This is a genomic window from Phenylobacterium sp., assembly GCF_036821595.1.
Classification (GTDB): domain Bacteria; phylum Pseudomonadota; class Alphaproteobacteria; order Caulobacterales; family Caulobacteraceae; genus Phenylobacterium.
In genome coordinates, this window is the sequence record NZ_DAISJG010000001.1 from 58,478 (window position 1) to 85,367 (window position 26,890).

Annotated in this window: 26 protein-coding genes; 16 read left to right on the forward strand and 10 right to left on the reverse strand. The window is 71.7% G+C overall.

Translation table 11 applies throughout. The features are described 5' to 3' along the window. Nucleotides 1–115: 115 nt before the first annotated feature. The 6 genes from V7Z97_RS00305 to infB all read left to right on the forward strand — a co-directional run bounded on the left by V7Z97_RS00305 (nucleotide 116) and on the right by infB (nucleotide 9,066). Nucleotides 116–538: a DUF2946 family protein gene (locus tag V7Z97_RS00305; protein ID WP_334160619.1), complete on the forward strand. Its 423-nt coding sequence runs from the start codon at nucleotides 116–118 to the stop codon at nucleotides 536–538. Nucleotides 539–648: 110 nt separating this feature from the next. Then, nucleotides 649–2,730 (forward strand): TonB-dependent receptor, encoded by a 2,082-nt coding sequence (locus tag V7Z97_RS00310; RefSeq protein WP_334160620.1) that lies wholly within the window; start codon nucleotides 649–651, stop codon nucleotides 2,728–2,730. A gap of 180 nt (nucleotides 2,731–2,910) precedes the next feature. After that, the gene (rimP, locus tag V7Z97_RS00315; RefSeq protein WP_334160621.1) at nucleotides 2,911–3,459 is read left to right on the forward strand and encodes a ribosome maturation factor RimP; all 549 of its coding nucleotides are present in this window, start codon (nucleotides 2,911–2,913) and stop codon (nucleotides 3,457–3,459) included. A 12-nt stretch (nucleotides 3,460–3,471) separates the two neighbouring features. Further along, a complete protein-coding gene (gene nusA, locus V7Z97_RS00320) occupies nucleotides 3,472–5,163 on the forward strand; it encodes a transcription termination factor NusA (RefSeq protein ID WP_334160622.1) in 1,692 nt (563 codons plus the stop codon). Nucleotides 5,164–5,313: 150 nt separating this feature from the next. Further along, nucleotides 5,314–5,955, forward strand: a complete 642-nt coding sequence (locus tag V7Z97_RS00325; protein WP_334160623.1) for an RNA-binding protein — start codon at nucleotides 5,314–5,316, stop codon at nucleotides 5,953–5,955. A gap of 84 nt (nucleotides 5,956–6,039) precedes the next feature. Then, the gene (gene infB, locus V7Z97_RS00330; RefSeq protein WP_334160624.1) at nucleotides 6,040–9,066 is read left to right on the forward strand and encodes a translation initiation factor IF-2; all 3,027 of its coding nucleotides are present in this window, start codon (nucleotides 6,040–6,042) and stop codon (nucleotides 9,064–9,066) included. 60 nt (nucleotides 9,067–9,126) lie between these two features. Here infB and V7Z97_RS00335 read toward each other — a convergent pair whose 3' ends face one another. Next, nucleotides 9,127–9,636, reverse strand: coding sequence for a GNAT family N-acetyltransferase (locus V7Z97_RS00335; RefSeq protein WP_334160625.1), 510 nt, complete (start codon nucleotides 9,634–9,636; stop codon nucleotides 9,127–9,129). A 105-nt stretch (nucleotides 9,637–9,741) separates the two neighbouring features. Here V7Z97_RS00335 and V7Z97_RS00340 point away from each other — a divergent pair, with 105 nt between their 5' ends. The 6 genes from V7Z97_RS00340 (at nucleotide 9,742) to pnp (ending at nucleotide 15,224) form a co-directional block, all read left to right on the forward strand. Further along, nucleotides 9,742–10,233, forward strand: coding sequence for a DUF2939 domain-containing protein (locus tag V7Z97_RS00340; protein WP_334160627.1), 492 nt, complete (start codon nucleotides 9,742–9,744; stop codon nucleotides 10,231–10,233). Between the two features lie 31 nt (nucleotides 10,234–10,264). Continuing rightward, entirely contained in the window at nucleotides 10,265–11,065 is an 801-nt protein-coding gene (locus V7Z97_RS00345) for a dienelactone hydrolase family protein (protein ID WP_334160628.1), read from the forward strand. Nucleotides 11,066–11,166: 101 nt separating this feature from the next. Continuing rightward, nucleotides 11,167–11,604 carry a 30S ribosome-binding factor RbfA gene (gene rbfA / locus V7Z97_RS00350; protein ID WP_334160629.1) on the forward strand — a complete coding sequence of 146 codons (438 nt, stop codon included), beginning with the start codon at nucleotides 11,167–11,169 and terminating at the stop codon, nucleotides 11,602–11,604. Then, on the forward strand, nucleotides 11,604–12,575 hold the full coding sequence (gene truB, locus V7Z97_RS00355) for a tRNA pseudouridine(55) synthase TruB (RefSeq protein ID WP_334160631.1): 972 nt from the start codon (nucleotides 11,604–11,606) through the stop codon (nucleotides 12,573–12,575). The genes rbfA and truB overlap by 1 nt, the downstream gene beginning before the upstream one ends. Further along, complete coding sequence (rpsO, locus tag V7Z97_RS00360) at nucleotides 12,553–12,822, forward strand: 30S ribosomal protein S15 (RefSeq protein WP_325459271.1); 270 nt, start codon at nucleotides 12,553–12,555, stop codon at nucleotides 12,820–12,822. Before truB ends, rpsO begins: the two co-directional genes overlap by 23 nt. Before the next feature lie 257 nt (nucleotides 12,823–13,079). Next, nucleotides 13,080–15,224 (forward strand): polyribonucleotide nucleotidyltransferase, encoded by a 2,145-nt coding sequence (pnp, locus tag V7Z97_RS00365; protein ID WP_334160633.1) that lies wholly within the window; start codon nucleotides 13,080–13,082, stop codon nucleotides 15,222–15,224. 69 nt (nucleotides 15,225–15,293) lie between these two features. Here pnp and V7Z97_RS00370 read toward each other — a convergent pair whose 3' ends face one another. From V7Z97_RS00370 to mutM, 7 genes are all read right to left on the reverse strand, one after another. Then, nucleotides 15,294–15,773: a GNAT family N-acetyltransferase gene (locus V7Z97_RS00370; RefSeq protein ID WP_334160634.1), complete on the reverse strand. Its 480-nt coding sequence runs from the start codon at nucleotides 15,771–15,773 to the stop codon at nucleotides 15,294–15,296. Between the two features lie 237 nt (nucleotides 15,774–16,010). Next, a complete protein-coding gene (dnaA, locus tag V7Z97_RS00375; RefSeq protein ID WP_334160933.1) occupies nucleotides 16,011–17,456 on the reverse strand; it encodes a chromosomal replication initiator protein DnaA in 1,446 nt (481 codons plus the stop codon). A 414-nt stretch (nucleotides 17,457–17,870) separates the two neighbouring features. Beyond that, a complete protein-coding gene (rpsT, locus tag V7Z97_RS00380) occupies nucleotides 17,871–18,137 on the reverse strand; it encodes a 30S ribosomal protein S20 (RefSeq protein ID WP_334160635.1) in 267 nt (88 codons plus the stop codon). A 123-nt stretch (nucleotides 18,138–18,260) separates the two neighbouring features. After that, nucleotides 18,261–18,839, reverse strand: a complete 579-nt coding sequence (locus tag V7Z97_RS00385) for a GDSL-type esterase/lipase family protein (RefSeq protein ID WP_334160637.1) — start codon at nucleotides 18,837–18,839, stop codon at nucleotides 18,261–18,263. Between the two features lie 3 nt (nucleotides 18,840–18,842). Continuing rightward, a complete protein-coding gene (locus V7Z97_RS00390) occupies nucleotides 18,843–19,619 on the reverse strand; it encodes an enoyl-CoA hydratase (RefSeq protein WP_334160639.1) in 777 nt (258 codons plus the stop codon). 29 nt (nucleotides 19,620–19,648) lie between these two features. Beyond that, nucleotides 19,649–20,518 (reverse strand): TraB/GumN family protein, encoded by an 870-nt coding sequence (locus V7Z97_RS00395; RefSeq protein ID WP_334160640.1) that lies wholly within the window; start codon nucleotides 20,516–20,518, stop codon nucleotides 19,649–19,651. Then, entirely contained in the window at nucleotides 20,515–21,378 is an 864-nt protein-coding gene (mutM, locus tag V7Z97_RS00400) for a bifunctional DNA-formamidopyrimidine glycosylase/DNA-(apurinic or apyrimidinic site) lyase (RefSeq protein ID WP_334160641.1), read from the reverse strand. Before mutM ends, V7Z97_RS00395 begins: the two co-directional genes overlap by 4 nt. A gap of 60 nt (nucleotides 21,379–21,438) precedes the next feature. Here mutM and V7Z97_RS00405 point away from each other — a divergent pair, with 60 nt between their 5' ends. Then, the gene (locus V7Z97_RS00405) at nucleotides 21,439–22,194 is read left to right on the forward strand and encodes a class I SAM-dependent methyltransferase (RefSeq protein WP_334160643.1); all 756 of its coding nucleotides are present in this window, start codon (nucleotides 21,439–21,441) and stop codon (nucleotides 22,192–22,194) included. 7 nt (nucleotides 22,195–22,201) lie between these two features. Then, nucleotides 22,202–23,713 carry a 2-polyprenylphenol 6-hydroxylase gene (gene ubiB, locus V7Z97_RS00410; protein WP_334160644.1) on the forward strand — a complete coding sequence of 504 codons (1,512 nt, stop codon included), beginning with the start codon at nucleotides 22,202–22,204 and terminating at the stop codon, nucleotides 23,711–23,713. A 1-nt stretch (nucleotide 23,714) separates the two neighbouring features. Here ubiB and V7Z97_RS00415 read toward each other — a convergent pair whose 3' ends face one another. Next, on the reverse strand, nucleotides 23,715–24,272 hold the full coding sequence (locus tag V7Z97_RS00415) for a hypothetical protein (RefSeq protein WP_334160646.1): 558 nt from the start codon (nucleotides 24,270–24,272) through the stop codon (nucleotides 23,715–23,717). Nucleotides 24,273–24,387: 115 nt separating this feature from the next. Here V7Z97_RS00415 and coaBC point away from each other — a divergent pair, with 115 nt between their 5' ends. Further along, on the forward strand, nucleotides 24,388–25,578 hold the full coding sequence (gene coaBC / locus V7Z97_RS00420; RefSeq protein WP_334160648.1) for a bifunctional phosphopantothenoylcysteine decarboxylase/phosphopantothenate--cysteine ligase CoaBC: 1,191 nt from the start codon (nucleotides 24,388–24,390) through the stop codon (nucleotides 25,576–25,578). Further along, on the forward strand, nucleotides 25,575–26,030 hold the full coding sequence (gene dut / locus V7Z97_RS00425) for a dUTP diphosphatase (protein WP_334160649.1): 456 nt from the start codon (nucleotides 25,575–25,577) through the stop codon (nucleotides 26,028–26,030). The genes coaBC and dut overlap by 4 nt, the downstream gene beginning before the upstream one ends. Before the next feature lie 10 nt (nucleotides 26,031–26,040). On the opposite strand, the gene dapB is transcribed toward dut, so the two are convergent. Continuing rightward, a complete protein-coding gene (gene dapB, locus V7Z97_RS00430; RefSeq protein WP_334160935.1) occupies nucleotides 26,041–26,817 on the reverse strand; it encodes a 4-hydroxy-tetrahydrodipicolinate reductase in 777 nt (258 codons plus the stop codon). Nucleotides 26,818–26,890: the final 73 nt, after the last annotated feature.

The following is a 26,890-nucleotide window of genomic DNA, read 5'->3' on the forward strand; positions in this document are numbered from 1 at the left end:
AAGGTCCCCGGTCGAAACCGTTGAGGCGACGCCCGCCTTTCGAGGCGGGTAGCCTCCGGAGAGTGCGCTGAAGCGCGCGGAAGACAGCGACCCGGCCTTGCGGTAGGAACCCCGCGTGAGCTTCGCCTTACGCCATAAACGGAACGTCCCCGGCCTCTGGCTCGTCCTGGCCTGCCTCGCGGTCGTGCTGAAGGTCCTCGTGCCGCCTGGCTTCATGGTGGCCGGGCCCGTCCACCACACGCCGTTCCCGCTGGTGCTCTGCACCGCACAGGGCATGGTCACGGTCGACGCGGGCGCGCCCAGCGGCGAAGCGTCCGATCCCGACGGCCAGCCAGGGGGACAGCCCGCGGACGGCGCGCCCTGCGCGTTCGCCGCCGCCGCCCAGTTCGCGCCGCCGCCCGGTCTCGTCGCGCCCGACCTCGTCGAGTTCGCGAGCTTCCAGGCCATCGCGCCGCGACCCCTGGTCCATCTCGCGCCCGGCCGCGGCCTCGCCGCGCCGCCGCTCCCTGCCCGCGGTCCCCCCAACCTGCCGACCTGACCCGCCGCGCCCTCGCGCGAGCGGTTCCGCACCGGACCGCGGCCGCCGTGGTCCGGCCTCAGCACGCTTGAAATGGACGCGCCCGACGGCGCGCCAGGGACTGCATCATCATGAAACCTTGTCTCCTCGCCACGGCTGCGCTCGCCGCCCTCGTCGCTGCCCCCGCCCTCGCCCAGGATACGCCGCTGGTGGACATCATCGTGGTCACCGCGCCGCGGGCGACCACGACCACCGCCCTCCTCGACACGGCCGCGCCGCGGCCCATCGAGGGCCCCGATCCCACAGCCCTCCTCGCCCGCATCCCGGGCGGCGCACGGGTCGGCAACGGGGCGCTGTCGGGCCAGGCCCAGTACCGCGGCCTGTTCGGTCACCGGCTCAACCTGCGTGTGGACGGCCAGAGGTTCGCCTCGGGCGGGCCCAACCTCATGGACCCGCCCTTCCACTATGCACCGACCGCCCTGCTGGCCGCCCTGGAGGTGGATCGCGGCGTCAGCCCGGTCCGCAACGGACCGGGCCTGGCCGGCGGGATGAACGCGGTGTTCAAGCGCGTGGGCTTCGGCGACGGGACCGATGTCCGCCTGGCCTACGACCTGAGCGCGGAGACCCGCACCGCCGACGACAGCCACGCGGCCGGCGGCATCGTGGGCGTGGCGACCGGTCACTGGCGCGCGAACCTGCTGGGCTCGTACGAACGGGGCCGGGACGCCGAATTCCCCGGCGGGACGATCCGCGCCTCGCGCTACGAGCGCAGCGTCCATGGCCTGTCGGCCGGCGGCAGGTCCGGCGGTCACGAGTTCGCGCTCGACCTGCGCCGCCAGCACACGGCTCCCACCGGCAACCCGCCGTTCCCGATGGACATCCGCTACTTCGACGCGGACTTCGCGCGGCTCGGCTACGTCGGATCCCACGGCGACCTGCGGCTCGAGGCGGCGCTCAGCTACGCCGAGGTCGACCACGCGATGAACAACTTCGACCTGCGCCCGGCGCCCGGCGCCATGGAGCGGCGGGAGGCCCTGGCGGAGGCGGTCACCCGCTCGGCCGAGGCCGCCGTGTCTGGCCCTGTCGCCGGCGGCCGGCTGAGGGTCGGCGCCGACCTGGAGGACCAGGATCGCAACGTCTTCATCGGCAACCCGATGAACCCCGCCTTCCTCGTCGTGACCCTGCCCGACGTCGGGAACCGCCGGGCCGGCGCCTATGCAGAGTGGACCGGGCCACTGGGCGTCTTCGAGGGCGAATTCGGCCTGCGGGCGGACCGGCACGAGACCGAGGCGGGCCGCGCCGTCACCGGCCCGGCCGTGGCGGCGGGGCCGGTGATGCTGGCCCAGGCCTTCAACGCCGCCGACCGCCGACGCGAGGACATCACGCTCGACGCCGTGGCCCGCGTCTGGACGCCGCCCCGCGAAGGCCTCTCCTGGCGCCTCACCCTGGCGCGCAAGACCCGGGTCGCCGGCTATGTGGAGCGGTTCGGCTGGCTGCCCACCAGCACCAGCGGCGGCCTCGCCGACGGCAACATCTACGTCGGCGACCTCGACCTGGAGCCGGAGGTCGCCTGGATCGCCGAGGCAGGCTTCGACTATGCGGACGCTCGCGCCTACATCCGCCCGACTGTCTTCCTCCGCGAGGTGGACAACTACATCCAGGGCGTCGCCTTCGACGCCACGCCCGGCGTGCCCGACACCCTGCAGGAGCGCGTCGCCGCCATGAGCGGCGATCCCACGCCGCTGCGCTTCGCCAACGTCGACGCCCGGCTCTACGGCCTGGACATGGCCGCGGGCGTCCGGCTCGACGGGGGCTGGCGGCTCGACGGCGTGGCGTCCTATGTCCGTGGCGAACGCCCGGACGTCGCGGACAACCTCTACCGGGTGTCCCCGCCCAGCCTGACGGCCGCCCTCAGTCATGACGCCGAGCGCTGGAGCGTCACGGCCGAGACCCGCGTGGTCGCGGACCAGGGCAAGGTCTCCCGCGCCAACTCGGAGCACCGCACCGGCGGCTACGCCCTGTTCAGCCTGTCCGGCGACTGGCGGGTGGCCGACGGCGTGCGTCTGTCGGCCGGGGTGGAGAACCTCCTGGACCGCCGCTATTCGGACCACCTGGCCGGCCACAATCAGATCGCCGGCTCCGACGTTCCCCTGGGCTCGCGCCTGCCGGGGACGGGCCGCAGCGCCTTCGTCCGGGTGTCGGTGGTGAGGTAGGGCGAAGGGCGGGCGCCCGCGTTCGCGGGCGGCCCGCCGCGCCGTCGAATCCAGAGGGCTGACAAACCCCTGATCCCCCGCTATATTCCCCGCCAACATCGCTGATAGCGCTGGATGGCGCTTTCAAGCGGCGGGCTCCGGCCCGGCCGCTTTTTTCTTTGCCGGAGGCCAAGCTCGGCCATGCGCGGGAAGACCGCAGAAGACCTGAAGCTCCTGGAGCTGCTCGACCCCGTCGCCGAGGCCGCGGGCTACGAGATCGTCCGGCTGCGCCTGATGGGCGGCAGCGAGCAGCGGCGCCTGCAGATCATGGCCGAGCGGCCGTCCGACGGCGACATGAACGTCGAGGACTGCGCGCGCCTCTCGCGGGCCATCTCCGAGGTCATGGACGCCGCCGACCCGATCTCCGGCGAGTACGTCCTCGAGGTCTCCTCGCCGGGCGTCGACCGGCCGCTCACCCGGCTGAAGGACTTCGAGACCTTCGAGGGCTACGAGGCCCGCCTCGAACTCGACCGCCTCGCCGAGGGCCGCAAGCGCTTCAAGGGCGTGCTGGCCGGCGTCGAGGGCGACCAGGTGGCCATCGACCTCGACGGCGAGGCGGAGACGGCGCTCGTCCCCTTCGCCTGGATCACCGAGGCCAAGCTGGTGCTTTCCGACGAGCTGATGAAGCGGGGCGCCGACATCCGCGCCGCCCGCCTCGCGGCCGAACAACAACAGACGACTTCCGAGTAGAAGGACCCACCCATGAGCCTGACCGGCATTTCCGCCAACCGGCTTGAACTCCTCCAGATCGCCGAGGCGGTCGCCCGCGAGAAGTCGATCGACAAGGAGATCGTCATCGAGGCGATCGAGGAGGCGATCCAGAAGGGCGCGCGCTCGCGCTACGGCGCCGAGCACGACATCCGCGTCAAGATCGACCCCAAGACCGGCGAGACGACCGTCAAGCGCGTGGTCACCGTGGTCGCCGACGACGCCACCTTTGGCATGACGGAAGGCGAGGACGGCGAGGAGATCCCGGTGGAAGAGCCCGCCGGCGTCCTCCGCCTGTCGGACGCCAAGCGCACCGACAAGGACGCCTTCGTGGGCAAGGCCTACGAGGAGATCCTGCCGCCCTTCGAGTTCGGCCGGGTGCAGACCCAGATGGCCCGCCAGGTGGTGACGGGCAAGGTCCGCGAGGCCGAACGCGAGCGCCAGTACGAGGAGTACAAGGACCGCGTCGGCGAGATCGTGAACGGCACGGTGAAGCGCGTCGAATACGGCAACGTGGTCGTCGACCTCGGCCGCGGCGAAGGCATCATGCGCCGCGACCAGTCGATCCCGCGCGAGAACTTCAACATCGGCGACCGGATCCGCTGTTACATCTACGACGTCCGCCGCGAGACCAAGGGCCCGCAGATCCTGCTCAGCCGCGCGCACGGCGGCTTCATGGCCAAGCTGTTCGCCCAGGAAGTGCCGGAGGTCTACGACGGGGTCATCGAGATCCGCGCCGTGGCCCGCGACCCGGGCAGCCGCGCCAAGATGGCCGTGGTCTCCAACGACAGCTCCATCGATCCGGTCGGCGCCTGCGTCGGCATGCGCGGCTCCCGCGTGCAGGCGGTGGTCGCCGAGCTGCAGGGCGAGAAGATCGACATCATCCAGTGGAGCCAGGACGAGGCGACCTTCATCGTCAACGCGCTCGCCCCCGCCGAGGTCTCCAAGGTCGTCATGGACGAGGAGGACGAGCGCGTCGAAGTCGTGGTGCCGGACGAGCAGCTGTCGCTCGCCATCGGCCGCCGCGGCCAGAACGTCCGCCTGGCCTCGCAGCTGACCGGCTGGCAGATCGACATCATGACCGAGAGCCAGGAGAGCGAGCGCCGCCAGCGCGAGTTCACCGAGCGCACGGCGCTGTTCCAGGAAGCCCTGGACGTGGACGAGGTCATCGCCCAGCTGCTGGTCACCGAAGGCTTCGCCACCGTCGAGGACGTGGCCTACGTGGACAACTCGGAAGTCGCCGCCATCGAGGGCTTCGACGAGGACACCGCCGAGGAGATCCAGGCCCGCGCCCGCGACTACCTCGAGAAGGAAGCCGCCGAGTACGACGCCAAGCGCCGCGAACTGGGCGTCGAGGACGCCGTGCTGGAGATCGAAGGCGTCACCCTGCCCATGGCCGTCGCCCTGGGCGAAGGCGGCGTGAAGACCGTCGAGGACTTCGCCGGCCTGGTGCCCGACGACCTCCGCGGCTGGTTCGAGACCAAGAACGGGGAGCGCGTCCGCGAGGCCGGCATCCTGGAGAGCTTCGGCCTCGATCCGCAGGACGCCGAGACCCTGATCATGCGCGCCCGCGTGGCCATGGGCTGGGTCGAGGCGCCGCCGGAGCCGGAGATCGAGGAGGAGCCCATCGAGGACTCCGAAGCCTACGCCGAAGCCGAAATGGCCGGTGAGGCGCGCGACGCGTAACCCAGACTCCGCTCACCCCCGCGAAAGCGGGGGTCCAAGCGTTTTCCGTTCCTGAGTTTCACCTTCGACGAGGTTCCGGTCCTTGCGCCGCAACGAACAAACCCTGGGTTCCCGCCTTCGCGGGAATGAGCGGTAGGAAGGTGCCCGCTCATGGAAAGCGCATCTGAGGCTCGAACCCTGGCCGAAGCCGCCCGTGAGCGGCGGGACATCGTCTCCGGCGAGGTGATGGAGGAGGCGCGCCTGATCCGGTTCGTGCCCGGACCGGACGGCGTCGCCGTCGTCCCCGACCTGGCGCGCAAGCTGCCTGGCCGCGGCCTCTGGGTCGCGGCCGACCGCGCCTCCGTGGAGACCGCGGCCAGGAAGGGCCTGTTCAGCCGCGCCGCCAAGGCGAAGCTCCAGGCCCCGCCGGACCTCGCCGACCAGGTGGAATCCCTGCTCCGGCGGCGGGTTTTGTCGGCCCTGGGTCTTGCACGGAAGGGCGGCGACCTTACCTCGGGCTTCGAGAAGGTTTCCGCCGCCATCCAGTCCGGCAAGGCCGCCTGGCTGATCGAGGCGTCGGACGGCGCCGCGGACGGCCGCCGCAAGCTTTGGGCGCAAGCCCGCAGACAGTCCCGCCCGCCCGGCCTGGTCGGCGTCTTCACGGCGTCCGAATTGGGTTTGGCCTTGGGACTGGAGAATGTGATACACACCGCCTTCCTTGCGGGGCGAGCCGCCGATCGTTGGGCCCAGGACGTCCATCGGCTGGCGGGCTTTAGTCCGCTCCTTCCTGAGAGTTGGCGCGAGGAGCCTTGAGGCGAACGGGGCCCCCAAGCCCCGGGCGCCTCTATTCGATTATCCGTTTGGCCGGATCCGCCGGCCGGTGAGTAAAGCGAGCGCATGAGCGACGAGAACAACAACGGCCGACCCTCCGCCCCGGGCGGACGCCAGCCCCTGACCCTCAAGCCCCGCGGGGCCGGATCGGTCAGCGCCGGCACGGTGAAGCAGAGCTTCAGCCACGGCCGTTCGAAGACAGTGGTCGTGGAGACCAAGCGGCCGCGCACCCACGCGCCGGCCGGCGGGAACCTCGCCGCGCCGTCGTCCGCCGAGAAGCGCGTCTTCGACACCCGCGGGCCGCAGGGCCCGTCCACCCCGCGCCAGGGCGGCCCCGCCGGCGCCCCCGGCGACGGGCTGTCGCCCGAGGAGCGCGCCGCGCGCGCCCGGGCGATCGAGCTCGCCCGCCAGCAGCAGGCCGCGCAGGAGGCGGAGCGCCGCGCCCGCGAGGAGCGCGCCCGCGCCGAGGCCGAAGCGGCCGCCCGCGCCCGCGCCGCCGAACAGCAGGCCGCCGCGCCGCCGCCTCCGGCCCCCACGCCGGCTCCGGCCGAGCCCGTCGCGCCGCCTCCGGCCGCCGTCGCTCCGGCCCCGCCGGCCGCCGTCGCTCCGGCCCCGCCGGCCGCCGCGGCTCCGCCGCCGCCTCAGACGCCGCGACCGGCCGCCCCGCCGCCGCAGGCCGCTCCGCGCGCCGACGCGCCGCGCGGCCCCACCGGCGCCGGCCAGACCCGCACCTACCAGCCCTCGCCGGACCGTCGTGACGACCGGCCGAGCACCACCACCTACCGCCCGCCCTCCAGCGGCCGGTTCGAAGGCGCCAGCTTCAACCAGCGCGCGCCGCGCCCCGACGCGCGTCCGCCGCGCGACGACCGCGGCCCGCGTCCGGGCGGCGACTCCCGTCCGCCGCGCGACGGCGACCGGGGTCCGCGTCCGGAAGGCGGCGGCACCGTCCGCTATTCGGCGCTCGCGCCGCGTCCGACCGGTCCGCGCGACGGCCCCCGCGGCCCCGGCGCCGGCCCCCGCGGCCCGCGCGTCGGCCCGGCCGCTCCGCCGGCCACGCCGGAAGTGCAGCGCGCCGCCCGCCAGGCCCCGCGGCCCGGCGGCGCGGTCATGGACCGCCGTCCCGATGAGGACGACCGCCGCCGCGACGCCGGCCCCGGCAAGGCGATCAGCCGCGCCAAGGGCGCGCCGACCCGACGCGAAGGTCGCCTGACCATCCAGACCGTCGCCGGCGACGCCGAGGGCGCCGAGCGGATGCGTTCGCTCGCCTCCGTGCGCCGGGCGCGTGAACGCGAGCGGGAGAAGCGCAAGGGCGGCGTCCAGGAAGTGGCGCGCGTGGCCCGCGAAGTCGTCATTCCCGACGTCATCACGGTCAGCGAGCTGGCCAACCGGATGGCCATCCGGGGCGTCGAGATCATCAAGTTCCTGATGCGTCAGGGCGTGATGCTGAAGATCAACGACGTCATCGACAACGACACCGCCGAGCTGGTGGCCACCGAGTTCGGCCACACCGTGAAGCGCGTCTCGGAAGCCGACGTCGAAGAGGGCTTCATCGGCGCCGAGGATCTCGACGATCACCTGGAGCCGCGGCCCCCGGTCGTCACCGTCATGGGCCACGTCGACCACGGCAAGACCTCGCTGCTCGACGCCCTGCGCTCCACCGACGTGGTGTCGGGCGAGCACGGCGGCATCACCCAGCACATCGGCGCCTACCAGGTGCGGCTGGAGAACGGCCAGAAGGTCACCTTCCTCGACACCCCGGGCCACGCCGCCTTCTCCGCCATGCGGATGCGCGGCGCGAACGTGACCGACATCGTGATCCTGGTGGTGGCCGCCGACGACGGCGTCATGCCGCAGACGATCGAGGCCATCAATCACGCCAAGGCCGCGGGCGCGCCGATCATCGTGGCGATCAACAAGATCGACAAGCCGGACGCCGACCCCACGCGCGTGATCAACGAGCTGCTGCAGCACGAGATCGTGGTCGAGAGCCTCGGCGGCGAGACCCAGGCCGTGGAAGTCTCTGCGACCCAGAAGATGGGCCTCGACGACCTGATCGAGAACATCCTGGTGCAGGCCGAGATCCTTGACCTGAAGGCCAACCCCGACCGCACCGCCGACGGCGTGGTGATCGAGGCGAAGCTGGATCGCGGCCGCGGCGCCGTCTCCACGGTGCTCGTCAAGCGCGGCACCCTGAAGCGCGGCGACATCGTCGTGGCGGGCTCCAACTTCGGCCGCGTGCGCGCCCTGCTCAACGAGCGCGGCGAACAGCTCGACGCCGCCGGCCCCTCGGTGCCGGTGGAAATCCTCGGCCTCGACGGCACGCCGGATCCCGGCGAGCCCTTCGCGGTCGTGGAGAACGAGGCGCGCGCCCGGGAACTGACCGAATACCGCACCCGCGTGAAGCGCGAGAAGGCCGGGGCTCCGGTCCAGGGCGCCTCGCTCGCGGACATGATGGCCAAGCTCGCCGACAAGAAGGTCTCCGAGCTGCCGGTCATCATCAAGGCCGACGTGCAGGGCTCGGCGGAGGCCATCGTGGCCTCGCTCGACAAGCTGGGCACGGACGAGGTCCGCGCGCGGATCATCCTGTCGGGCGCGGGCGCGATCAGCGAGAGCGACGTGATGCTGGCCAAGGGCGCCGGCTCGCCGATCCTCGGCTTCAACGTCCGCGCCTCCAAGCAGGCGCGCGACCTGGCCGAGCGCGAGGGCGTGGAGATCCGCTACTACGCGATCATCTACGACCTGATCGACGACATCAAAGGCGTGCTCTCGGGCATGCTGGCTCCGATCCAGCGCGAAACCTTCCTGGGCAACGCCGAAGTCCTGCAGGTCTTCGACATCACCAAGGTGGGCCGCGTGGCCGGCTGCCGCGTCACCGACGGCGTGGTCCGCAAGGGCGCCCGCGTCCGGATCATCCGCCAGGACGTGGTGGTGCTCGAGCTCGGCACCCTGCAGACGCTCAAGCGCTTCAAGGACGAGGTCAACGAGGTCCAGTCGGGCCAGGAGTGCGGCATGCACTTCGCCGGCTTCCAGGACATCAAGGCGGGCGACACCATCGAGTGCTTCACCCTCGAGGAGGTCAAGCGGAGCCTCTAGGCCGCCGCTTCGCCGCGGAAGGTTCGAAGCCCCGGAGCGACCCTCCGGGGCTTCCTGCTGTCAGGGCCGCTCCATCAGGTAGAGCGCGCTCAGGCCGCCGAGGCCGAGGTCCTCGTCGCCCGTGTGGCGCATGCCTATCCGCTCCAGCACCCGGCGCGAACCCAGGTTCTCGACTGCCGTGAAGCCGTGCAGGCGCGGCTCTGTGCTGAGTTCGAAGAACCGCGCCGCGACCGCCCGGGCCGCCTCGGTGGCCAGCCCCCGCCCCCAGGCGATGCGGCGGAAGCTGTAACCCAGCTCGAACTCCCCCTTGCGGGCCCAATAGGAGACGCCGCAGCGTCCCACGAACGTCCCGTCGCGCAGATGGGCCTTCCACTTCGAGAAACCGTACTTCGCCTGATCGGCGACATAGGCGTCGAGCCGGCCCTGGATCGCCTCACGCGGCCAGGGCCCGCCGATGTACCGCTGCACCTCGGGGTCGGAATGCAGGTCGGCCAGCAGCTCGTAGTCATCCGGCGTGAACGGCCGGAGCACCAGGCGATCGGTCTCCAACACAGGCGCTTCGAGCGCCATGGCGCGGCCTCCTCTGTCGATGTCCGCCGATCATGCGCCGGAATCGGAGCCGTGATGTAGCCGCGTTTGTTTCCTATGTAGGAGCCTGAACCCACGGAGTTGGACATGCGTGCGATCGTTCTCGGGATGGCGGCCCTGGCGCTGACCGGCTGCGCCACGGGCAAGAAGCTCGACGCGGCGGCCGACGTGCACGCCCTGCTGCTGTCCATCCGAGACAACGACCAGGCCGCCTTCGACGCTCACGTCGACCGTGCGGCCCTGAAGCGCGAGATCCAGGCCAAGCTGGTGGCGGAGGGGGCCAAGGACCAGCGGTTCGGCGGCCTGGCCGCGGCGCTCGCGCCCAGCCTGGCCGAATTGGCCGGCGAGACCCTCGTCCAGCCGCAGGTCTTCCGTCTGGTGGCAGAGCGCTACGGCTATACGCCGCAGACGAAGATCCCCGGCCCGGTGGCCATCTCGGGCGCGCTGAAGCCGCTGCCCGACGGCCGCGTCTGCGCCACCCGCGAGAAGGACGGCCCCTGCCTCCTCACCTTCACCAAGGTGGAGGGCACCTGGAAGCTGACCGGCTTCGAGGGCGGGCTTTCGGAGCTGCGCATCTAGGGTCTAGGCTTGCCTAAAGGGGGAGGCCGGCATGGGCTACGAGGCGGCGCTTTCGGCGTACCAGCGGTTCGAGTTCGCCGACGGCCCCTGGATGCGGCCCGTCTACCGGCGGGGCGCGGGCCCGGCGGTCATCGTCATCCACGAGATGCCCGGCCTGCACCCCGACGTCATCCGCTTCGCCGACCGCGTGGCGGCGGCCGGGATGACCGTCTACTGCCCGAGCCTGTTCGGTGTGCCCGGGCGCCCGGCGACCCATCCGGGCGCCGTCGCCACCATGATCGGCGGACTCTGCATACGCCGGGAGTTCAACGTCTGGGCCGGCGGCCGGTCCAGTCCGATCGTCGACTGGCTGCGCGCGCTCGCCCGCCGCGCCCACCATGACTGCGGCGGCAAGGGCGTGGGCGCCGTCGGCATGTGCTTCACCGGCGGCTTCGCCCTGGCGATGATGACCGAGCCGGCCGTGGTGGCGCCGGTGCTGTCCCAGCCTTCCCTGCCGATGACCCTCGGCCCCGGCGGACGTGCCCGGGGGGCCCGGATCGACGCCTCGCCCGCCGAGGTCGCCTGCGCGCGACGCCGGCTGGAGGCGGAGGACCTCACTGTCATCGGCCTGCGCTTCTCCGGCGATCCGCATGTGCCCGACGCGCGCTTCGCCGCCTACGCCGAGGCGCTCGGTCCGCGCTTCGAGGGCCGCACGATCGACCCGGGCGAGGCCCGGCCGGGGGGCCTGCCGCACCCGCATTCGGTGCTGACCATCAACCTGCGCGAGGACGGCGAGACCAAGCGCGCCGAGCAGGACGTCATCGCCTTCTTCCGCGCGCGCACGGGCGCGTGAACCGAACAGGGGTGGACGCCGGCTCCCGCGGGCACTAGAAGCGCGCCCTTCCCCTGAGGCGGCGCGTCCGATCCGCGCCCCAGGCACTCGAAAGCACGGCCATGTCACGTCATTCCCACACCAACCGCGGGGCGGCCCAGGGCCCGTCCCAGCGCCAGCTGCGCGCGGGCGAGCTCGTCCGCCACGCCCTCGTCGAGATCCTGCGCGAGGAGGACATCACCGATCCGGCCCTCGAGGGCGTCTCGGTGACCGTCACCGAGGTGCGCATGAGCCCCGACTTGCGGCACGCCACAATCTTCGTGGAGCCGCTGGGCGGCGCCCATGCCGAGGCGGTGGTGAGCGGCCTGAACCGCCACGCCAAGTTCATCCGCGGGCGGCTGGGCCGGCACATCGAGCTGAAGTTCACCCCGGACCTGAAGTTCCTGCACGACGAGAGCTTCAACGAGGCCGCGCGGATGAACCGATTGTTCGACGACCCGCGCGTGCGCCGCGACCTGACCCCCGACGAGCCTTCCGAGAGCTGGAAGGACGAGGACTGATGGGCCGCCGCAGGAAGGGGGACGCGGTCTCCGGCTGGGTGAACCTCGACAAGCCCTACGACCTCACCTCCACCCACGCGGTGAGCCGCATCCGGCGGATCTTCAACGCCCAGAAGGCGGGGCACGCAGGCACTCTGGACCCGCTGGCCACCGGCGTCCTGCCGATCGCCCTGGGCGAGGCCACCAAGACCGTCCCCTTCCTGATGGACGCCGACAAGGCCTATCGCTTCACCATCGCCTGGGGCCGCACCACGGCCACCTACGACCGGGAGGGGGAAACCCTGGCCGAGTCCGACGTGCGCCCGACGCTGGCGCAGGTGGAGGCGGTGCTGCCGCGCTTCGTGGGCGAGATCGAGCAGGTGCCGCCGGCCTATTCCGCCATCAAGGTGGACGGCGAGCGCGCCTACGACCTGGCCCGCGCCGGCGAGACGGTGGAGCTGAAATCCCGCATCGTGGTGATCCACGAGGCGCGGGTGGTGGACGCCGCCGATCCCGACCACGTCACCCTGGAGATCGCCTGCGGCAAGGGCACCTACGTCCGCGCGATCGTCCGCGACCTGGCCGAGGCGCTGGGCGCCTGCGGCCATGTGAGCGAGTTGCGGCGCACCCGCGTCGGGTCGTTCACCGAGCAGTCCGCCGTGACGCTGGAATTGCTTGAGGATTTAGGGCATAAGGCCCGCCATTCGGAGGCATTGCTTCCGGTCGAGACCGCGCTGGACGACATCCCGGCGCTGGCCGTGACCGATGAAGACGCCTTCCGATTGAAGCAGGGACGGTCGATCGTTCTCGTTCCCCGACAGGTCGAAGCGGTGAAAGCCAGGCTCAAGCCGGGCTCGCGCACCGTTTCAGCCATGTCGGGCGGTTCGGTCGTCGCCCTCTGCGAGATGCGCGCGGGCCGGCTCGAACCCTCGCGGGTCTTCCATCTTGAAAAGAGCGGAGACGAACCCGATGTCGATTACGGCCGAACGTAAGGCTGAAGTGATCAAGACCCATGCCCGCGGCGAAGCGGACACGGGCAGCGCCGAGGTCCAGGTGGCGATCATGTCCGAGCGGATCGCGAACCTGACCGAGCACTTCAAGACCCACAAGAAGGACAACCACTCGCGTCGCGGGCTGCTGAAGCTCGTGTCCGCGCGCCGGTCCCTCCTGGATCACCTGAAGAAGTCCGATCCGGCGCGCTACCAGGCGCTGATCGAGACGCTCGGCCTGCGCCGCTAGACGGCTCACGCCAAGTTGCCCGCAGGCCCGGTTGCGAAAGCCGGGCCGGCGGGTCTTAAGAAAGTTGCCGCTCCTCCGAAAACAGGCCGGGGGACCCATGCGGCGCCCGGGTCGCCCCTTCGCCTGGGGCGCCCATCCATACGCCGAGGGTTCGAGAGAAATCCTCACCCCGCCTGTTCATTGGAGAGGATTTCGGAAGACCGATCCCCTGTCCGCCCCCGCCGGGAATACGCCCGCGGGATGAGAAAGAAGCCAGAATGTTCGACATCAAGAGAAAGACCATCGAGTGGGGCGGCAAGACGCTCACGCTCGAAACCGGCCGCATGGCCCGTCAGGCCGACGGCGCGGTGCTCGCCACCTACGGGGAGACCATGGTGCTGGCCACCGCCGTCTTCGCCAAGCAGGCGAAGCCGGGCCAGGACTTCTTCCCCCTCACCGTGAACTACCAGGAGAAGTTCTACGCCGCGGGCAAGATCCCGGGCAGCTTCCCCCGCCGCGAGGGCGCGCCCTCGCAGAAGGAAACCCTCACCAGCCGCCTGATCGACCGTCCGATCCGGCCGCTGTTCGTCAAGGGCTTCAAGAATGAAGTCCAGGTCGTCACCACGGTGCTGGCCCACGACCTCGAGAACGATCCCGACGTCGTCGCCATGGTCGCCGCCTCGGCCGCCCTGGTGCTCTCCGGCGCCCCGTTCATGGGCCCGATCGCCGGCGCCCGCGTCGGCTTCGTCGACGGCGAGTACATCCTCAACCCGACGCTCGACGAGATGAAGGAAAGCCGGATGGACCTGGTGGTCGCCGGCACCCATGACGCCGTCATGATGGTCGAGTCCGAGATCAAGGAGATGTCGGAGGACGAGGTCCTGAAGGGCGTGATGTTCGCCCACGCCGGCATGCAGCCGGTGATCGACGCGATCATCGAACTGGCCGAGCACGCCGCCAAGGAGCCCTTCGACTTCCAGCCGGAAGACACCGAGGCCCTGAAGGCCGAAGTGAAGAAGGCGATCGGCAAGGACCTGGCCGCCGCCTACAAGATCATGGGCAAGACCGAGCGCCACGCCGCGCTCTCCGCGGCCAAGGAGAAGGCCGTCAAGACCTTCGCCAAGTCGGACGAGAACCCGGCCGGCATCGACGCGCTCAAGCTGATCGGCGTGTTCAAGGAGCTGGAGGCCGACATCGTCCGCCGCTCGATCCTCGACACCGGCGTGCGCATCGACGGCCGCAAGGTCGACCAGGTCCGCCAGATCGTCGGCGAAGTGGGCGTCCTGCCCCGGGCCCACGGCTCGGCGCTGTTCACCCGCGGCGAGACCCAGGCCCTGGTGGTCGCCACGCTCGGCACCGGCGACGACGAGCAGCTGATCGACGCCCTCGAAGGCAAGTACTTCGAGAAGTTCATGCTGCACTACAACTTCCCGCCGTTCTCGGTGGGCGAGACGGGCCGCATGGGCGCTCCGGGGCGGCGTGAAGTCGGTCACGGCAAGCTCGCCTGGCGGGCCATCCGCCCGATGCTGCCGAGCGCCGAGGAGTTCCCCTACACGATCCGCCTGGTCTCGGAGATCTTCGAGTCCAACGGCTCGTCCTCCATGGCCTCGGTCTGCGGCTCCTCGCTGGCCCTCATGGACGCGGGCGTGCCCCTGAAGAAGCCGGTCTCCGGCATCGCCATGGGCCTGATCCTCGAGAAGGACGGCTTTGCGGTCCTGTCGGACATCCTGGGCGACGAGGACCACCTCGGCGACATGGACTTCAAGGTGGCCGGCACCGCGGACGGCATCACGTCGCTGCAGATGGACATCAAGATCGCCGGCATCACCGAGGAGATCATGCGCAAGGCCCTCGAACAGGCGAAGGGCGGCCGTGATCACATCCTCGGTGAGATGAACAAGGCCATGGAGGCGCCCCGCGCCGAGCTGGGCGAGTTCGCGCCGAAGATCGAGACCATCAAGATTCCGGTCGACAAGATCCGGGAAGTGATCGGCTCGGGCGGCAAGGTGATCCGCGAGATCGTGGAGAAGACCGGCGCCAAGATCGACATCGGCGAGGACGGCACGATCAAGATCGCGGCCGCCGAGGCCGCCAAGATCGAGGCCGCCAAGGACTGGATCAAGTCGATCGCCTCGGAACCCGAGGTCGGCCAGATCTACACCGGCAAGGTCGTGAAGATCGTCGACTTCGGCGCCTTCGTGAACTTCTTCGGCGCCAAGGACGGCCTGGTCCACGTGAGCCAGATCTCCAACGAGCGCGTCGGCAAGGTCTCGGACGTGCTGCAGGAAGGCCAGCAGGTGAAGGTGAAGCTTCTGGGCTTCGACGACCGCGGCAAGACCCGCCTTTCCATGAAGGTCGTCGACCAGGAGACCGGCGAGGACCTGTCGAAGACCGAAAAGGCCGAAGAGACCGCCGACGCTTAAGCGCGCCGCGGCCTCAGGGCCCGAACGACGAGGGGCGGCCGGAGCGATCCGGCCGCCCTTTTTCGTGCCCTACAGGTCCAGGTGTAGGAACTGGCTGAAGCCGGAGGGGGCATAGTCAGCGAAGGCCGCGCCGTCGCGGAAGCCACGGCGGCGGTAGAGCGCCAGCGCCGGCTCGAAGGCGGGCCCCCGGCCCGTCTCCAGGCTCAGGCGGGTGAAGCCACGGGCGCGGGCTTCCGCGATGATCCGCTCCAGCAGGGCGGCGGCCACACCCCTGCGCAGGTGGTCGGGATGGGTGCGCATGGACTTCACCTCGCCCGCGTCGTCGCCAAGCGCCCTCAGCGCGCCGACACCGGCGATCGCCGGCCCCTCCCAGGCCGTCCAGACGGTGATCCCGGGCCGCTGCAGCCCGGAGAGATCGAGGGCGAAGACGTGCTCAGGCGGCGTATTGGCGTGCATGCCGGCCAGGTGCAGCGCCAGCAGCGCCCGCACGGGCGCTCCCGACAGGTCGTCTTCGCGGATCTCCAGCACGCCGCCCTCGCGCCCGTTCAAATTCTCAGACAGCCTAGCGGCTGACGCGGCGGAGGCGTAGTCGCGCCCCGGGCCGGACGGCAGTTCCGGCCAGGCTGCCCATCGGGCAGGCGCCGGCGGTCAGGCCGGGAGCCGCCCGCCACCAGGTCCCGGGCGTTGTTCAGCGGCTCGTCCGTCAGGGTTCCGCGCCGATCCGGGCGAACGAAAAAGGCCCGCCTCGCGGCGGGCCCTCGGCTTCGTCTCTCCTCGAAGCTCTTCCTACCCGCGCAGCTTGCGCAGCAGGACGTCCAGGTCGCGCGCGATGCCTGCATCCTCGGCCTTCAGGGACTCGATGCGGCGCACGGCGTGCAGGACGGTCGTGTGGTCGCGCCCGCCGAAGCGGCGGCCGATGTCGGGCAGCGAGCGGGTGGTGATCTGCTTGGCCAGCCACATGGCGACCTGGCGCGGACGGGCCACGGCGCGGGCGCGCCGCTCGCTGATCAGGTCCGCCTGCTTCAGGTTGTAGTGCTCAGCGACGGTCTTCTGGATCATGTCCACCGTCACCTTCCGTTCGTTGCACGAGAGGTGCGGCCGCAGGATCGACTGGGCCTCGTCGAGCGTCAGGCGGGCCACATCGGCGCCGACCCGGGCCACGAGGGTGTTCAGGGCGCCCTCCAGCTCGCGGACGCTGTCGGTGAAGCGGTCGGCGAGGAACTGCAGCACGTCCGGGCGCGCCGACGGCAGGAAGCGGCCCTGCTGGGCCAGGGTGGCCAGTTTGCGCTCCAGGATGCCCAGGCGCAGCGCCCGGTCGGCCGGCTCGATGCCGCAGACCAGGCCGGCCTGCAGGTGCGAGCGCAGGCGGGGCTCCATCTCCGACAGCTCGGTGGGCGAGCGGTCGGCGGTCATCACCACGCGGCGGCCATCCTCCACGAGGGCGATCAGGGTGTGGAACAGCTCCTCCTGGGTGGTCGGCTTGCCGGCCACGAAGTGGACGTCGTCGATCAGCAGCAGGTCGGCGTTGCGGAGCTCGTCCTTGAACGCCTGGGTCTGACGATCCTGCAGGGCCTTCACGAAGGTCGTCGTGAAGCGCTCGGCGGTCAGGTAGACGACCCGCTTCTCCGGCGCGTTGCGCATGGCTTCCCAGGCGAGCGCATTCAGCAGGTGGGTCTTCCCGAAGCCGTAGGGGCCGTGGAACAGCACCGGGTTGAAGTGGCCGTCGGCCCAGGAGGCCACCCGCCGGGCCACGGCGAAGGCGAACTCGTTGGCCGGGCCGGCCACGAAGGTGTCGAAGGAGAAGCGCTCCTGCAGGCCCAGCAGGCGTCCCTGGCGGGCGGCGACGGGCGCGGCCTCCGCCTCCACCTCGAAGACCTCCGGGGTGATCACCGGCGCGTTGGCGGCCCGAGGGGCCGCGGCCGGCGGCGGCGCGACCGCACCGGCGGAATCCATCTCCATGCGGGACTTCAGGTCAAGCCGGCGACCCAGCGGATCGTTCTGCGCCCACAGCTCGCCGATGCGCCGCCAGGCGTGCCGGCGGATCCAGTCGCGCGCGACCCCCGTCGCCGCCACCAGGCACACCTCGTCTCCGGTCTCCCGCAGAGCAGCCTGACCCAGCCACGAGCCGAAGGTCGCTTCGCCGAGTTCGCGCTTGAGAACCTGGCAGGTCTTCATCCAGACCGCACCGACCGGCGCTTCAGCCATAGCTCCCGCAGCCCCCCCGTTCACCATCCTCTTCAACCCCGCCCTCTCGGCCCAGGCCCCACGCCTTGGCCGGCCCTTTTCTTCAACAGACACAAGCTCTTACCCGGCGGTTGCATGTGCTCCGCCGGCGTCTCGATTAGCCCGAGATCAAGTGGAAAGACGCCTGTAAGACGCTTGAGATTAGTCGGGGGCATCGGAGGGTCAACGGCGATTCTTCGCGCCTTCTGCGGATATTTTCGTTGACTCCCGGAGACCCCCTGAAGGGCCTAGGGAAACCCGGAATTGGCGGCCCGGCCTTGAGCGAATCTGCCGCAGGAGTCGCATATCCGACTAAGATTCAGGCACGAAAAAGCAGCGCCCGCGGGGGCGCTGCTTTGGCAATTCCGATCGGAAAACTGGGTTTGCCGGAGGGCCTTTCCGGCCCCCGCGGAAGCCGCCGGCCTAGGCCGAGAGCTTCTTCAGCCGGGCGGCCAGGCGCGAGACCTTCCGCGAGCCGGTGTTCTTGTGCACGACGCCCTTGGACACCGCCCGCATCAGCTCGGACTGGGCCTGGACGAAGGCGGCCTTGGCGGCGCCGGCGTCACCCGAAGTGACGGCTTCCTCGAACTTGCGGAGGAAGGTGCGCACGCGCGAGCGACGCGCCGTGTTGATTTCGGTGCGGCGGGCGATCTTGCGGACCGCCTTCTTGGCGCCGGGCGTGTTGGCCATTCGTAAAGCTCTTCAAAACGGATCGCGCCCGGCCGGGAGCCGGGCGGGCAAATTGGAGGCGCGGATATACGGGGTCGGCGGCTGCGGGTCAATGCCGGGAGGCGCAAATCCGCCTCCGGGGCCTCAGCCCGAGCGGGCGAAGCTCCGCCAGGCGGGATGGGCGGCGACCAGCTCGGCCATCCGCTGGTAGCCGCCCGCGCCTGGGTGCGCGCCGTCCAGCATGCCGGCCTCGCGGTTCCACAGGCCGTCGGCGAACAGCGGCCGGAAGACGTCGATGAAGGGCGCCTGCAGCCGGCCGCAGAGCGTCTTCAGGTGCTCGTTCAGGGTCTCCAGCCGGACGCAGACCCCCGGGTCCGGCATCGGGGGCGGGCCGACCATCAGCACGGGGCCCAGACTGGCGGCCTCGGTCAGCACGGCGCGCGCGTTCAGCAGGGTCTGGGCGGCGGCCACGCGCGGGGCGCCGGCCTCCTGGTGGCAGTCGTTGGCGCCGAAGGAGAAGACGATCGCCGTCTCCCCCGCCACCCGCCGGGGCTCCGTCTCGGCCCGCCAGCGGCGGGCGACGTCGGCGCTGGTCTCGCCGCGGACGCCGAGGTTGTAGAGGGTGACCTCGGCCCGCTCGCGCAGCGCCCGGCCGACCCAGCCCAGGTGCTCGGGATCGCCCTGGCCCAGGACGAAACTGTCGCCGAAGGCGAGGAGCCGCACCCGTCAGCGCCCGGTGAAGTTCGGCTTCCGCTTCTCCACGAAGGCGGCCATGCCCTCCTTCTGGTCCTCGAAGGCGAACAGCGAGTGGAACAGGCGCCGCTCCAGGGCGACGCCGGCGGTGAGCGTGGTTTCGTAGGCGGCGTCCACCAGCTCCTTGGCCATGGAGACCGCCAGCGGCGACTGGCCGGCGATCTTCGCCGCGGCGGCCATCGCCTCGTCGAGCAGTTTGTCGGCCGGGACCACGCGCGAGACCAGGCCCGCGCGCTCGGCCTCGGCCGCGTCCATCATCCGGGCGGTCAGGATCATGTCCATGGCCTTGGACTTGCCCACGAAGCGGGTCAGCCTCTGGGTGCCGCCGATGCCCGGGACGACGCCCAGGTTGATCTCCGGCTGGCCGAACTTGGCGGTGTCGGCGGCGATGATGAAGTCGCAGAGCATGGCCAGTTCGCAGCCGCCGCCCAGGGCGTAGCCGGCCACCGCCGCGACGATGGGCTTGCGGAAGGTCTCGATCCGGCGCGCGGCCGCGGCGAAGAAGTTCTGGCTGAACATCTCCGCGTAGGACTTGTCGCTCATCTCCTTGATGTCGGCCCCGGCGGCGAAGGCCCGGTCCGAGCCGGTGAGCACCACGCAGCGCACGGCGTCGTCGGCCTCCGCGGCGTCCAGCGCCCGGGCGAGTTCCCCCAGCAGGGTGGAGTTCAGGGCGTTGAGCGCCTCCGGGCGGTTCAGCCGGACCAGGCTGACGCCGTCCTTCGTCTCGACGATCAGGGTCTCGTAACTCATGCGCGCCTCCGCTTCCTTGGGACGGCGGCTTAAGGCCCCTTCACCGAATAGCCAAGCGCCCGGAGCCGCGCGGGCAGGCCCTCGGGTCCGATCAGGTGGCCCACGCCCACGACCACCACCGTCCGGCCGCTGCCCTTCAGCCGCTGGTCGAGGGTGACCGTCCAGCGGGCGTTGCGCTCGGTCACCAGCCGGCGGAAGAGCGTCGGCGCGACCCGGCGCAGCGGGTCGAGCGCTTGGCGCTCGATCGCCTCGAGGTCTCCCGACGCCCAGGCCTGGACCAGCAGGGTGAACTCGTCCGGCTCGTCCTCCATCTCGCGCACCGTCTGGTTCAGGGAGGCGATCTGCTCGGCCATGGGCGCGCCCACGAAAAAGCCGATCTGCTCGGCCGGGGTCTCGAACGCCCGGCGCTCGGCCGACGGCGGCGCGGCGGCGGACACCGCCTCCTCCACCCCGTTCTCGTCGGTCGCCTCCGCCCGGCGGAAGGCGGCGCCGGCCAGCGCCATCTCCGCCAGCCAGGGCTGGAAGGCCTCCAGCATCGCCGGATCGACGCCGTACGCCTGTGCGACCCGCGCCATGCGCTGGGCGTCCTCCGGCTTCAGGAGCTTCGACAGGCTCTGGCCCTGCGGGAGCAGGCCGAGACGGAGCGCCGTGCGCGAGCTCTCCTCGGCGACCGCCGGGTCCACCGGCAGCTCGAACCACACATCGTCTGCGCGCTTCAGCGTCCGGTCCAGCACGGGCGAGGCCCAGTCGACGTCGGGCGGCAGCACATGGACCGAGCCGAACAGGACGAGCTCGGAATCCCCGTCCGACACCACCCACACCGGCGGCTCGGCGCGCGCGCAGCCGGCGGCGAGGGCGGCGCACAGGGCGAGGGCCGCGACCTGAAGCCAGGCCCTCACTTCTGGCAGACCGGGCAGTAGAAGGTGGAGCGGCCGGCCTGGACCTGGCGGTCGATGGCGCCCCTGCAGCCTTCGTTCGGGCAGGGCCGCCCCTCGCGGTCGTAGACCCGGAAGCTGTGCTGGAAATACCCAAGGGCCCCGTCCGCCTGGGCGTAGTCGCGGAGCGTGGAGCCGCCCGCCGCGATGGCTTCGGCCAGCACCGCCTTGATGGCGTCCACCAGCCCGGCGAGCCTCGGCCTCGAGATGCGGCCCGCCGGCTTGAACGGCGAGATCCGGGCCCGGTGCAGGGCCTCGCAGACGTAGATGTTGCCGAGTCCGGCCACGATCCGCTGGTCGAGCAGCAGGGTCTTGGGGCCCTGCCTGCGTCCGGCGAAGGCGGTCTTGAGATGGTCGGCGTCGAAGGCGTCTGACAGGGGCTCCGGGCCCAGCGCCGCGAACCAGGGGTGCAGGTCGATGAGGGCGGTGTTGACCAGGCCCATGTAACCGAAGCGGCGCGGGTCGTAGTAGGTCACCCGCGTCCCCGCCTCGGTCTCGAAGACGATATGCGCGTGCCTGGGATCGGGGTCCGGCGCGTAGTGGAACTGCCCGGGGCGGGACGAGCCCTCGGGGCGGGCGATCTCGAAGCGGCCGCTCATGCCCAGGTGCATGACCAGCGTGTCCTCGCGGTCGAGCCGCGCCATCAGGTACTTCGCCCGGCGGTTCAACGAGACGACGGTCGCCCCGGTGAGCGTCTGGACAAAGTTCTCGGGCAGCGGGAAGCGCAGGTCGGGGCGTCTCGCCTCCACGCGGGCCAGCCGGTGGCCCTCCAGCACGGGCGCCAGGCCCCCGCGCACCGTCTCGACCTCGGGAAGTTCGGGCATGGTCCACGCTTGGCACGGGCGGGATGGCGCGCCAAGGCCTTGGCGTCTAATAGGCAGGCCATGACCGGATCCGCCACCTTCGGCTTCAGGGACGTCGACCCCGCCGCCAAGCCCGGGCTCGTGCGCGGCGTGTTCGACCGCGTGGCGCGCCGCTACGACCTGATGAACGACCTGATGAGCGCGGGGGTGCACCGGCTCTGGAAGGACGCCGTGGCGGCCCGGCTGAACCCGCAGCCGGGCGAGACCATCATCGACTGCGCCGGCGGCACCGGCGACATGGCCCGCCGGTTTGCGCGGATGGCCCGCCGCGTCCAGGAGCGGCGAGGCGGCGAGGACGCCCGCATTTTCGTCGTCGATTACAACGCCGAGATGATCGCCGCCGGACGGGAGCGCGAGTTCGAGCCGGAGATCGCCTGGGCCGTGGGCGACGCCCAGGCCCTGCCGCTGCCCGACCGCTGCGCCGACGCCTATGTCATCGCTTTCGGCATCCGCAACGTGACCGACATCTCCAGGGCGCTGCGGGAGGCCCGCCGGGTGCTGAAGCCGGGCGGCCGGTTCCTCTGCCTGGAGTTCTCCCGCCCGGTGACCGAGGCCCTGCAGAAGGCCTACGACGCCTATTCCTTCAAGGTGATCCCGGAGATCGGCCGGCTGGTGGCCAAGGACCGGGAGTCCTACCAGTACCTGGTGGAGAGCATCCGCCGATTCCCCGACCAGCGCCGGTTCGCGGCCATGATCGGCGAGGCCGGCTTCTCCCAGGTCGGCTACACCAACTTCACCGGCGGGGTGGCGGCGCTGCACACGGCGCGGGCCATCTGAGCCGGCGATGAGCGGACCCGGAGCCTTCGGGCGGCTGATCGGCGCGGCCTGGATGCTGGTGCGCAACGACGCGCTCCTGCCGCGGGAGCTCGATCCCCTCTACGACGGCGGCGTGCGGACGCTCTCGCGGGCCCTGCGGATGCTTTCCGGCCGCGGCGCGCGCCAGGGCCGGCCGGGCGAGCGGCTGGCGCGGTCCCTGGAGCGCCTGGGCCCGGTGGCCATCAAGCTCGGCCAGCTGCTCTCCACCCGCGCCGACATCTTCGGCGGCCAGTTCGCCGAGGACCTGTCGCGGCTGAAGGATAGGCTGGAGCCCTTCCCCACGTCCGTGGCCCGCGCCGAGGTGGAGTATGCCCTCGGCCGGCCGGTGGAGAGCCTGTTCGCGACCTTCGGGGAGCCGGTGGCCGCGGCCTCCCTGGCCCAGGCCCACGAGGCCGTGCTGCTCGACGGCCGCAAGGTGGCGGTGAAGGTGCTGAGACCCGCCATCGCCCGACGCGTGGCGGACGACGCCGAGGTGCTGGCGCTCGCCGCCCGGCTGGTGGACCGCTGGGTCCCGCCGGCGCGCCGCCTGGAGCCCCGGGGCTTCGCCGCTACCGTGATCCGCGCCACCGAGCTGGAGCTGGACCTGCGCCTGGAGGCGGCCGGCGCCGACGAACTCGGCGAGGTGATGGCCAAGGACGGCTACATGCGCGTCCCCACCGTCGTCTGGGAGGGCGTCGGCAAGCGGGTGCTGACCATGGAGTGGGCGCAGGGCTGGCCGCTGTCCGAGGCCGAGGCGCTGACCCAGCCCAACCTCGACCGCAAGCAGCTGGCCGACAACCTGATCCGCGCCTTCCTCGCCCAGGCCCTCGACCACGGCGTCTTCCACGCCGACCTGCACGAGGGGAACCTGTTCGTGGCCGCGCCCGCCCAAGTGACCGCGGTGGACTTCGGCATCATCGGCCGGCTCGGCGCGCCGGAGCGGCGCTACCTGGCCCAGATCCTGTGGGGCTTCCTGCAGCGCGACTACCAGCAGGTGGCCCGTGTCCACTTCGACGCCGGCTACGTGCCGTCCCACCACAGCGTGGCGGCCTTCGCCCAGGCGCTTCGGGCCGTGGGGGAGCCGATTTTCGGCCGGGCGGCGGCCGACGTGCCCATGAGCCGGGTGCTGACCCAGCTGTTCGAGATCACCGCCCTGTTCGACATGCGCCTGCGGCCCGAGCTCGTGCTCCTGCAGAAGACCATGATGACCGTGGAGGGCGTGGCCCGCCGGATCGACCCGGACCACGACATCTGGGCCGCCGCCGATCCCGTGGTGCGCCGCTGGATGGCCCGCGAGCTGTCGCCGGCCACCCGCGTCCGGCGCCTCGCGGAGGAGGCCGAGACCGCCGTCCGCAATCTCGCCCGCCTCGCCGAGAACCCGCCCGCGCCCACCGCCGTGGCGGTGGTGGAGGAGCGGCGCGGGGGCGGCGCCCTCCTGTGGTTCGCGCTCGGCGCCCTGGCCTCCGGCGCCGCCTTCCTGGCAGGCCTGCTGCTGCGCTAGCTTAGGCCTCGTCGTCCCGCTCGCGCCGCTCCCGGCTGGCGGTCTGGCGGCGCGCCTCGCGGGTCTTCTGCGCTTCCCAGTAGGCCATGCCCTCGTCCGGCTTGAACATGGTGCGCGGCGCGCCGGCCTTGCTGGCCACGGCGAAGACGTTGCCCTTCGGGTCGTAGAGCAGGACGTCGCCGTTCGCCCGGGTGAGCGTCTGGGTGCCGGCCGGCGGATGCTCGACGAAGGCGTGGGCCTTGCGCACGAACTGGTCGAGGTCGCGGGCGCCGAAGGCCTCGCCGTTGCGCTCGAAGGCGCGCCGAGCGTTCTCCTCGGCCGAGTAGCGCCGGCTCGCCGACCACATCGGCTTGCCGTCCACCAGCTTCACAGGCTCGTCCCGGCGGTCCGCCCGCGGCGTCTCCGCCCTCGCCGCCGGCGCCGCCGCCGTGGCCATCTGCGTGCCGGCGGCCTGCGACCGGTCGGCCACCGCCGAGGGGCCGTTGTCGCAGCCGGCCAGCAGGGCCAGCGCCGCGGAGGTCCCGAGCGCCGTCGTCAGCGCCCACTTCAAGCCAGCCATCCTCTCTTCTCCTCGATAAGGTCGAGCTGGAACAAAGAAAGAACATAGGTCTGCGGGTTTGTCGAGTCCCGTCGCTTGCCCTAAATCGGAGCCCTCTTCCACGGGGTGCGGGCGCTTGGCCGAGCAGCGGATTCTCCTGATCGTCGGCGGCGGCATCGCGGCCTACAAGGCGCTCGAGCTCACCCGGCTGCTGCGCAAGGCGGGCGTCGGTGTGCGGCCGATCCTCACCGCCGCGGGGGCGCAGTTCGTCACCCCGCTGTCCCTCTCGGCGCTGGCCGAGGACAAGGTCTACGCCGACCTGTTCTCGCTCACCGACGAGGCGGAGATGGGCCACATCGAACTCTCCCGATCCGCCGACCTGGTGGTGGTGGCCCCGGCCACGGCCGACCTGATGGCCAGGGCGGCGAACGGCCTGGCGAACGACCTCGCCTCCACGACCCTGCTGGCCACCGACAAGCCGGTCCTGATGGCGCCCGCCATGAACGTCCGCATGTGGGAGCATCCGGCGACGAAGCGGAACCTGGAGACCCTGCGGGCTGACGGCGTCCTGTTCGTGGGCCCGGACGAGGGGGCCATGGCCTGCGGCGAGTACGGCCCGGGCCGGATGGCCGAGCCCGCCGCGATTCTCGAGGCGGCCATGGCGGCGCTCGGAGCGGCGGGCCGGCCGCTGGCGGGCCGGCGGGCCATCGTGACGGCGGGGCCCACCGTCGAGCCCATCGACCCCGTGCGCCTGATCACCAACCGGTCGTCCGGCAAGCAGGGCTACGCCATCGCCGCCGCGCTTGCCGGCCTGGGCGCCGAGGTCACCCTGGTGAGCGGACCCACCGCCCTGCCCGCCCCGGCCGGGGTGAGGCGCGTCGACGTGGAGACGGCCCGCGAGATGCTGGCCGCCTGCGAGGCGGCGTTGCCGGCCGACATCGCCGTCTGCGTGGCGGCCGTGGCCGACTGGCGCCCCGAGAGCCAGGGGGCCCGGAAGATCAAGAAGGGCGAGGGCGGGCCGCCGCCGATCGCGCTGGTGGAGAACCCCGACATCCTGGCTGCGCTGTCGAAGGCGGCGCAGCGGCCGGGGCTGGTCGTGGGCTTCGCGGCCGAGACCAACGACGTGGAGGCCCACGCCCGCGCCAAGCTCGCCCGGAAGGGCTGCGACTGGATCGTCGCCAACGACGTCAGCGTCGAAGGCGTCATGGGCGGGGACGAGAACGCGGTGTCCATCGTCAGCCAGGCCGGACTCGAGCGATGGGCGCGCATGGCCAAGGGTGAGGTGGCCCGGAGGCTCGCCCAGCGCATCGCCGAGGAGTTCCAGTGACCCCGACCATTCCCATCGTCCGCCTGCCGCACGCCGAGGGCCTGCCGCTGCCGGCCTACGAGACCGCCCAGGCCGCCGGCATGGACCTGCGAGCCGCCGTCCCCGACGACGAGCCCCTGACGCTTAAGCCCGGCGCGCGCTTCGCCGTGCCCACCGGCCTCGCCTTCGCCCTGCCCGAGGGCTTCGAAGGCCAGGTGCGGCCGCGCTCGGGTCTGGCCGCCAAGCAGGGCGTCACCTGCCTGAACACGCCGGGCACCATCGACGCCGACTACCGGGGCGAGGTGAAGGTCATCCTGATCAACCTCGGCGAGGAGGACGTCCACATCCGCCGCGGCGACCGGATCGCCCAGCTGGTGATCGCGCCTGTCGTCCAGGGCCGCTGGCAGGAGGTCGAGAGCCTCGAGGAGACCGCCCGCGGCGCCGGCGGCTTCGGGAGCACCGGCGCCAGCTAGTCCGGCGGGCTTAGCCGCCGGTGAAGCCCAGCACGTCCTGCATGTCGTACTGGCCGGCGGGCCGGCCGGCGACCCAGCGGGCCGCCGCCGCCGCGCCGCGGGCGAAGAGGCTGCGGTCCCGGGCGGAGTGCGACAGGGTGAGGATTTCGTCCTCGGCGGCGAAGGTGACGCTGTGCTCGCCGACGATGCCGCCGCCGCGGGCCACGGAGAAGCCGATCTCGCCCACCGGCCGCTCGCCGGTGATCCCGTCGCGGGCGCGGCGGGCGACCTGGGAGAGGCCCACGCCGCGGCCCTCGGCGGCGGCCTCGCCCAGCATCAGCGCGGTGCCGGAGGGGGCGTCCACCTTGCGGCGGTGGTGGGCCTCGAACACCTCTATGTCCCAGGCCTCAGGGGGCAGGGCGCGGGCCGCCTGCCGCACCAGGCCCATGAGCATGTTCACGCCGAGGGAGAAGTTGCCGGCCCGGACGATGGCGATCTGACGCGCGGCCTCGGCGATGTGCTGGAGTTGCTCGTCGGAAAAGCCCGTGGAGCCGACCACCAGGGCGGGGCCCCCTCGCGTGGCGCAGCGCGCGGCGAGCTGGGCGGAGGCCGCGGGCGTGGTGAAGTCGATCACCACGTCGCAGGCGGCGAGCGCCTCGTCCTGCGGGACGAGCCCCTCTCCCGTCGCGCCCGGCCGGTCGAAGCGGGCGGCGAGCGCGAGCGCCGGGTCGGCCTGCACGGCGGCGGCCACGGCGCGGCCCATGCGGCCGTTGGCGCCGGCGATGGCGATCCGGATGGGACTGGTCAGGGGAAACTCTCCGACGGGCAAGCGAGGCCGCTAGTCTCGCGACCGGCCGCCTTTGGTCAATGGCGGAGCCCGA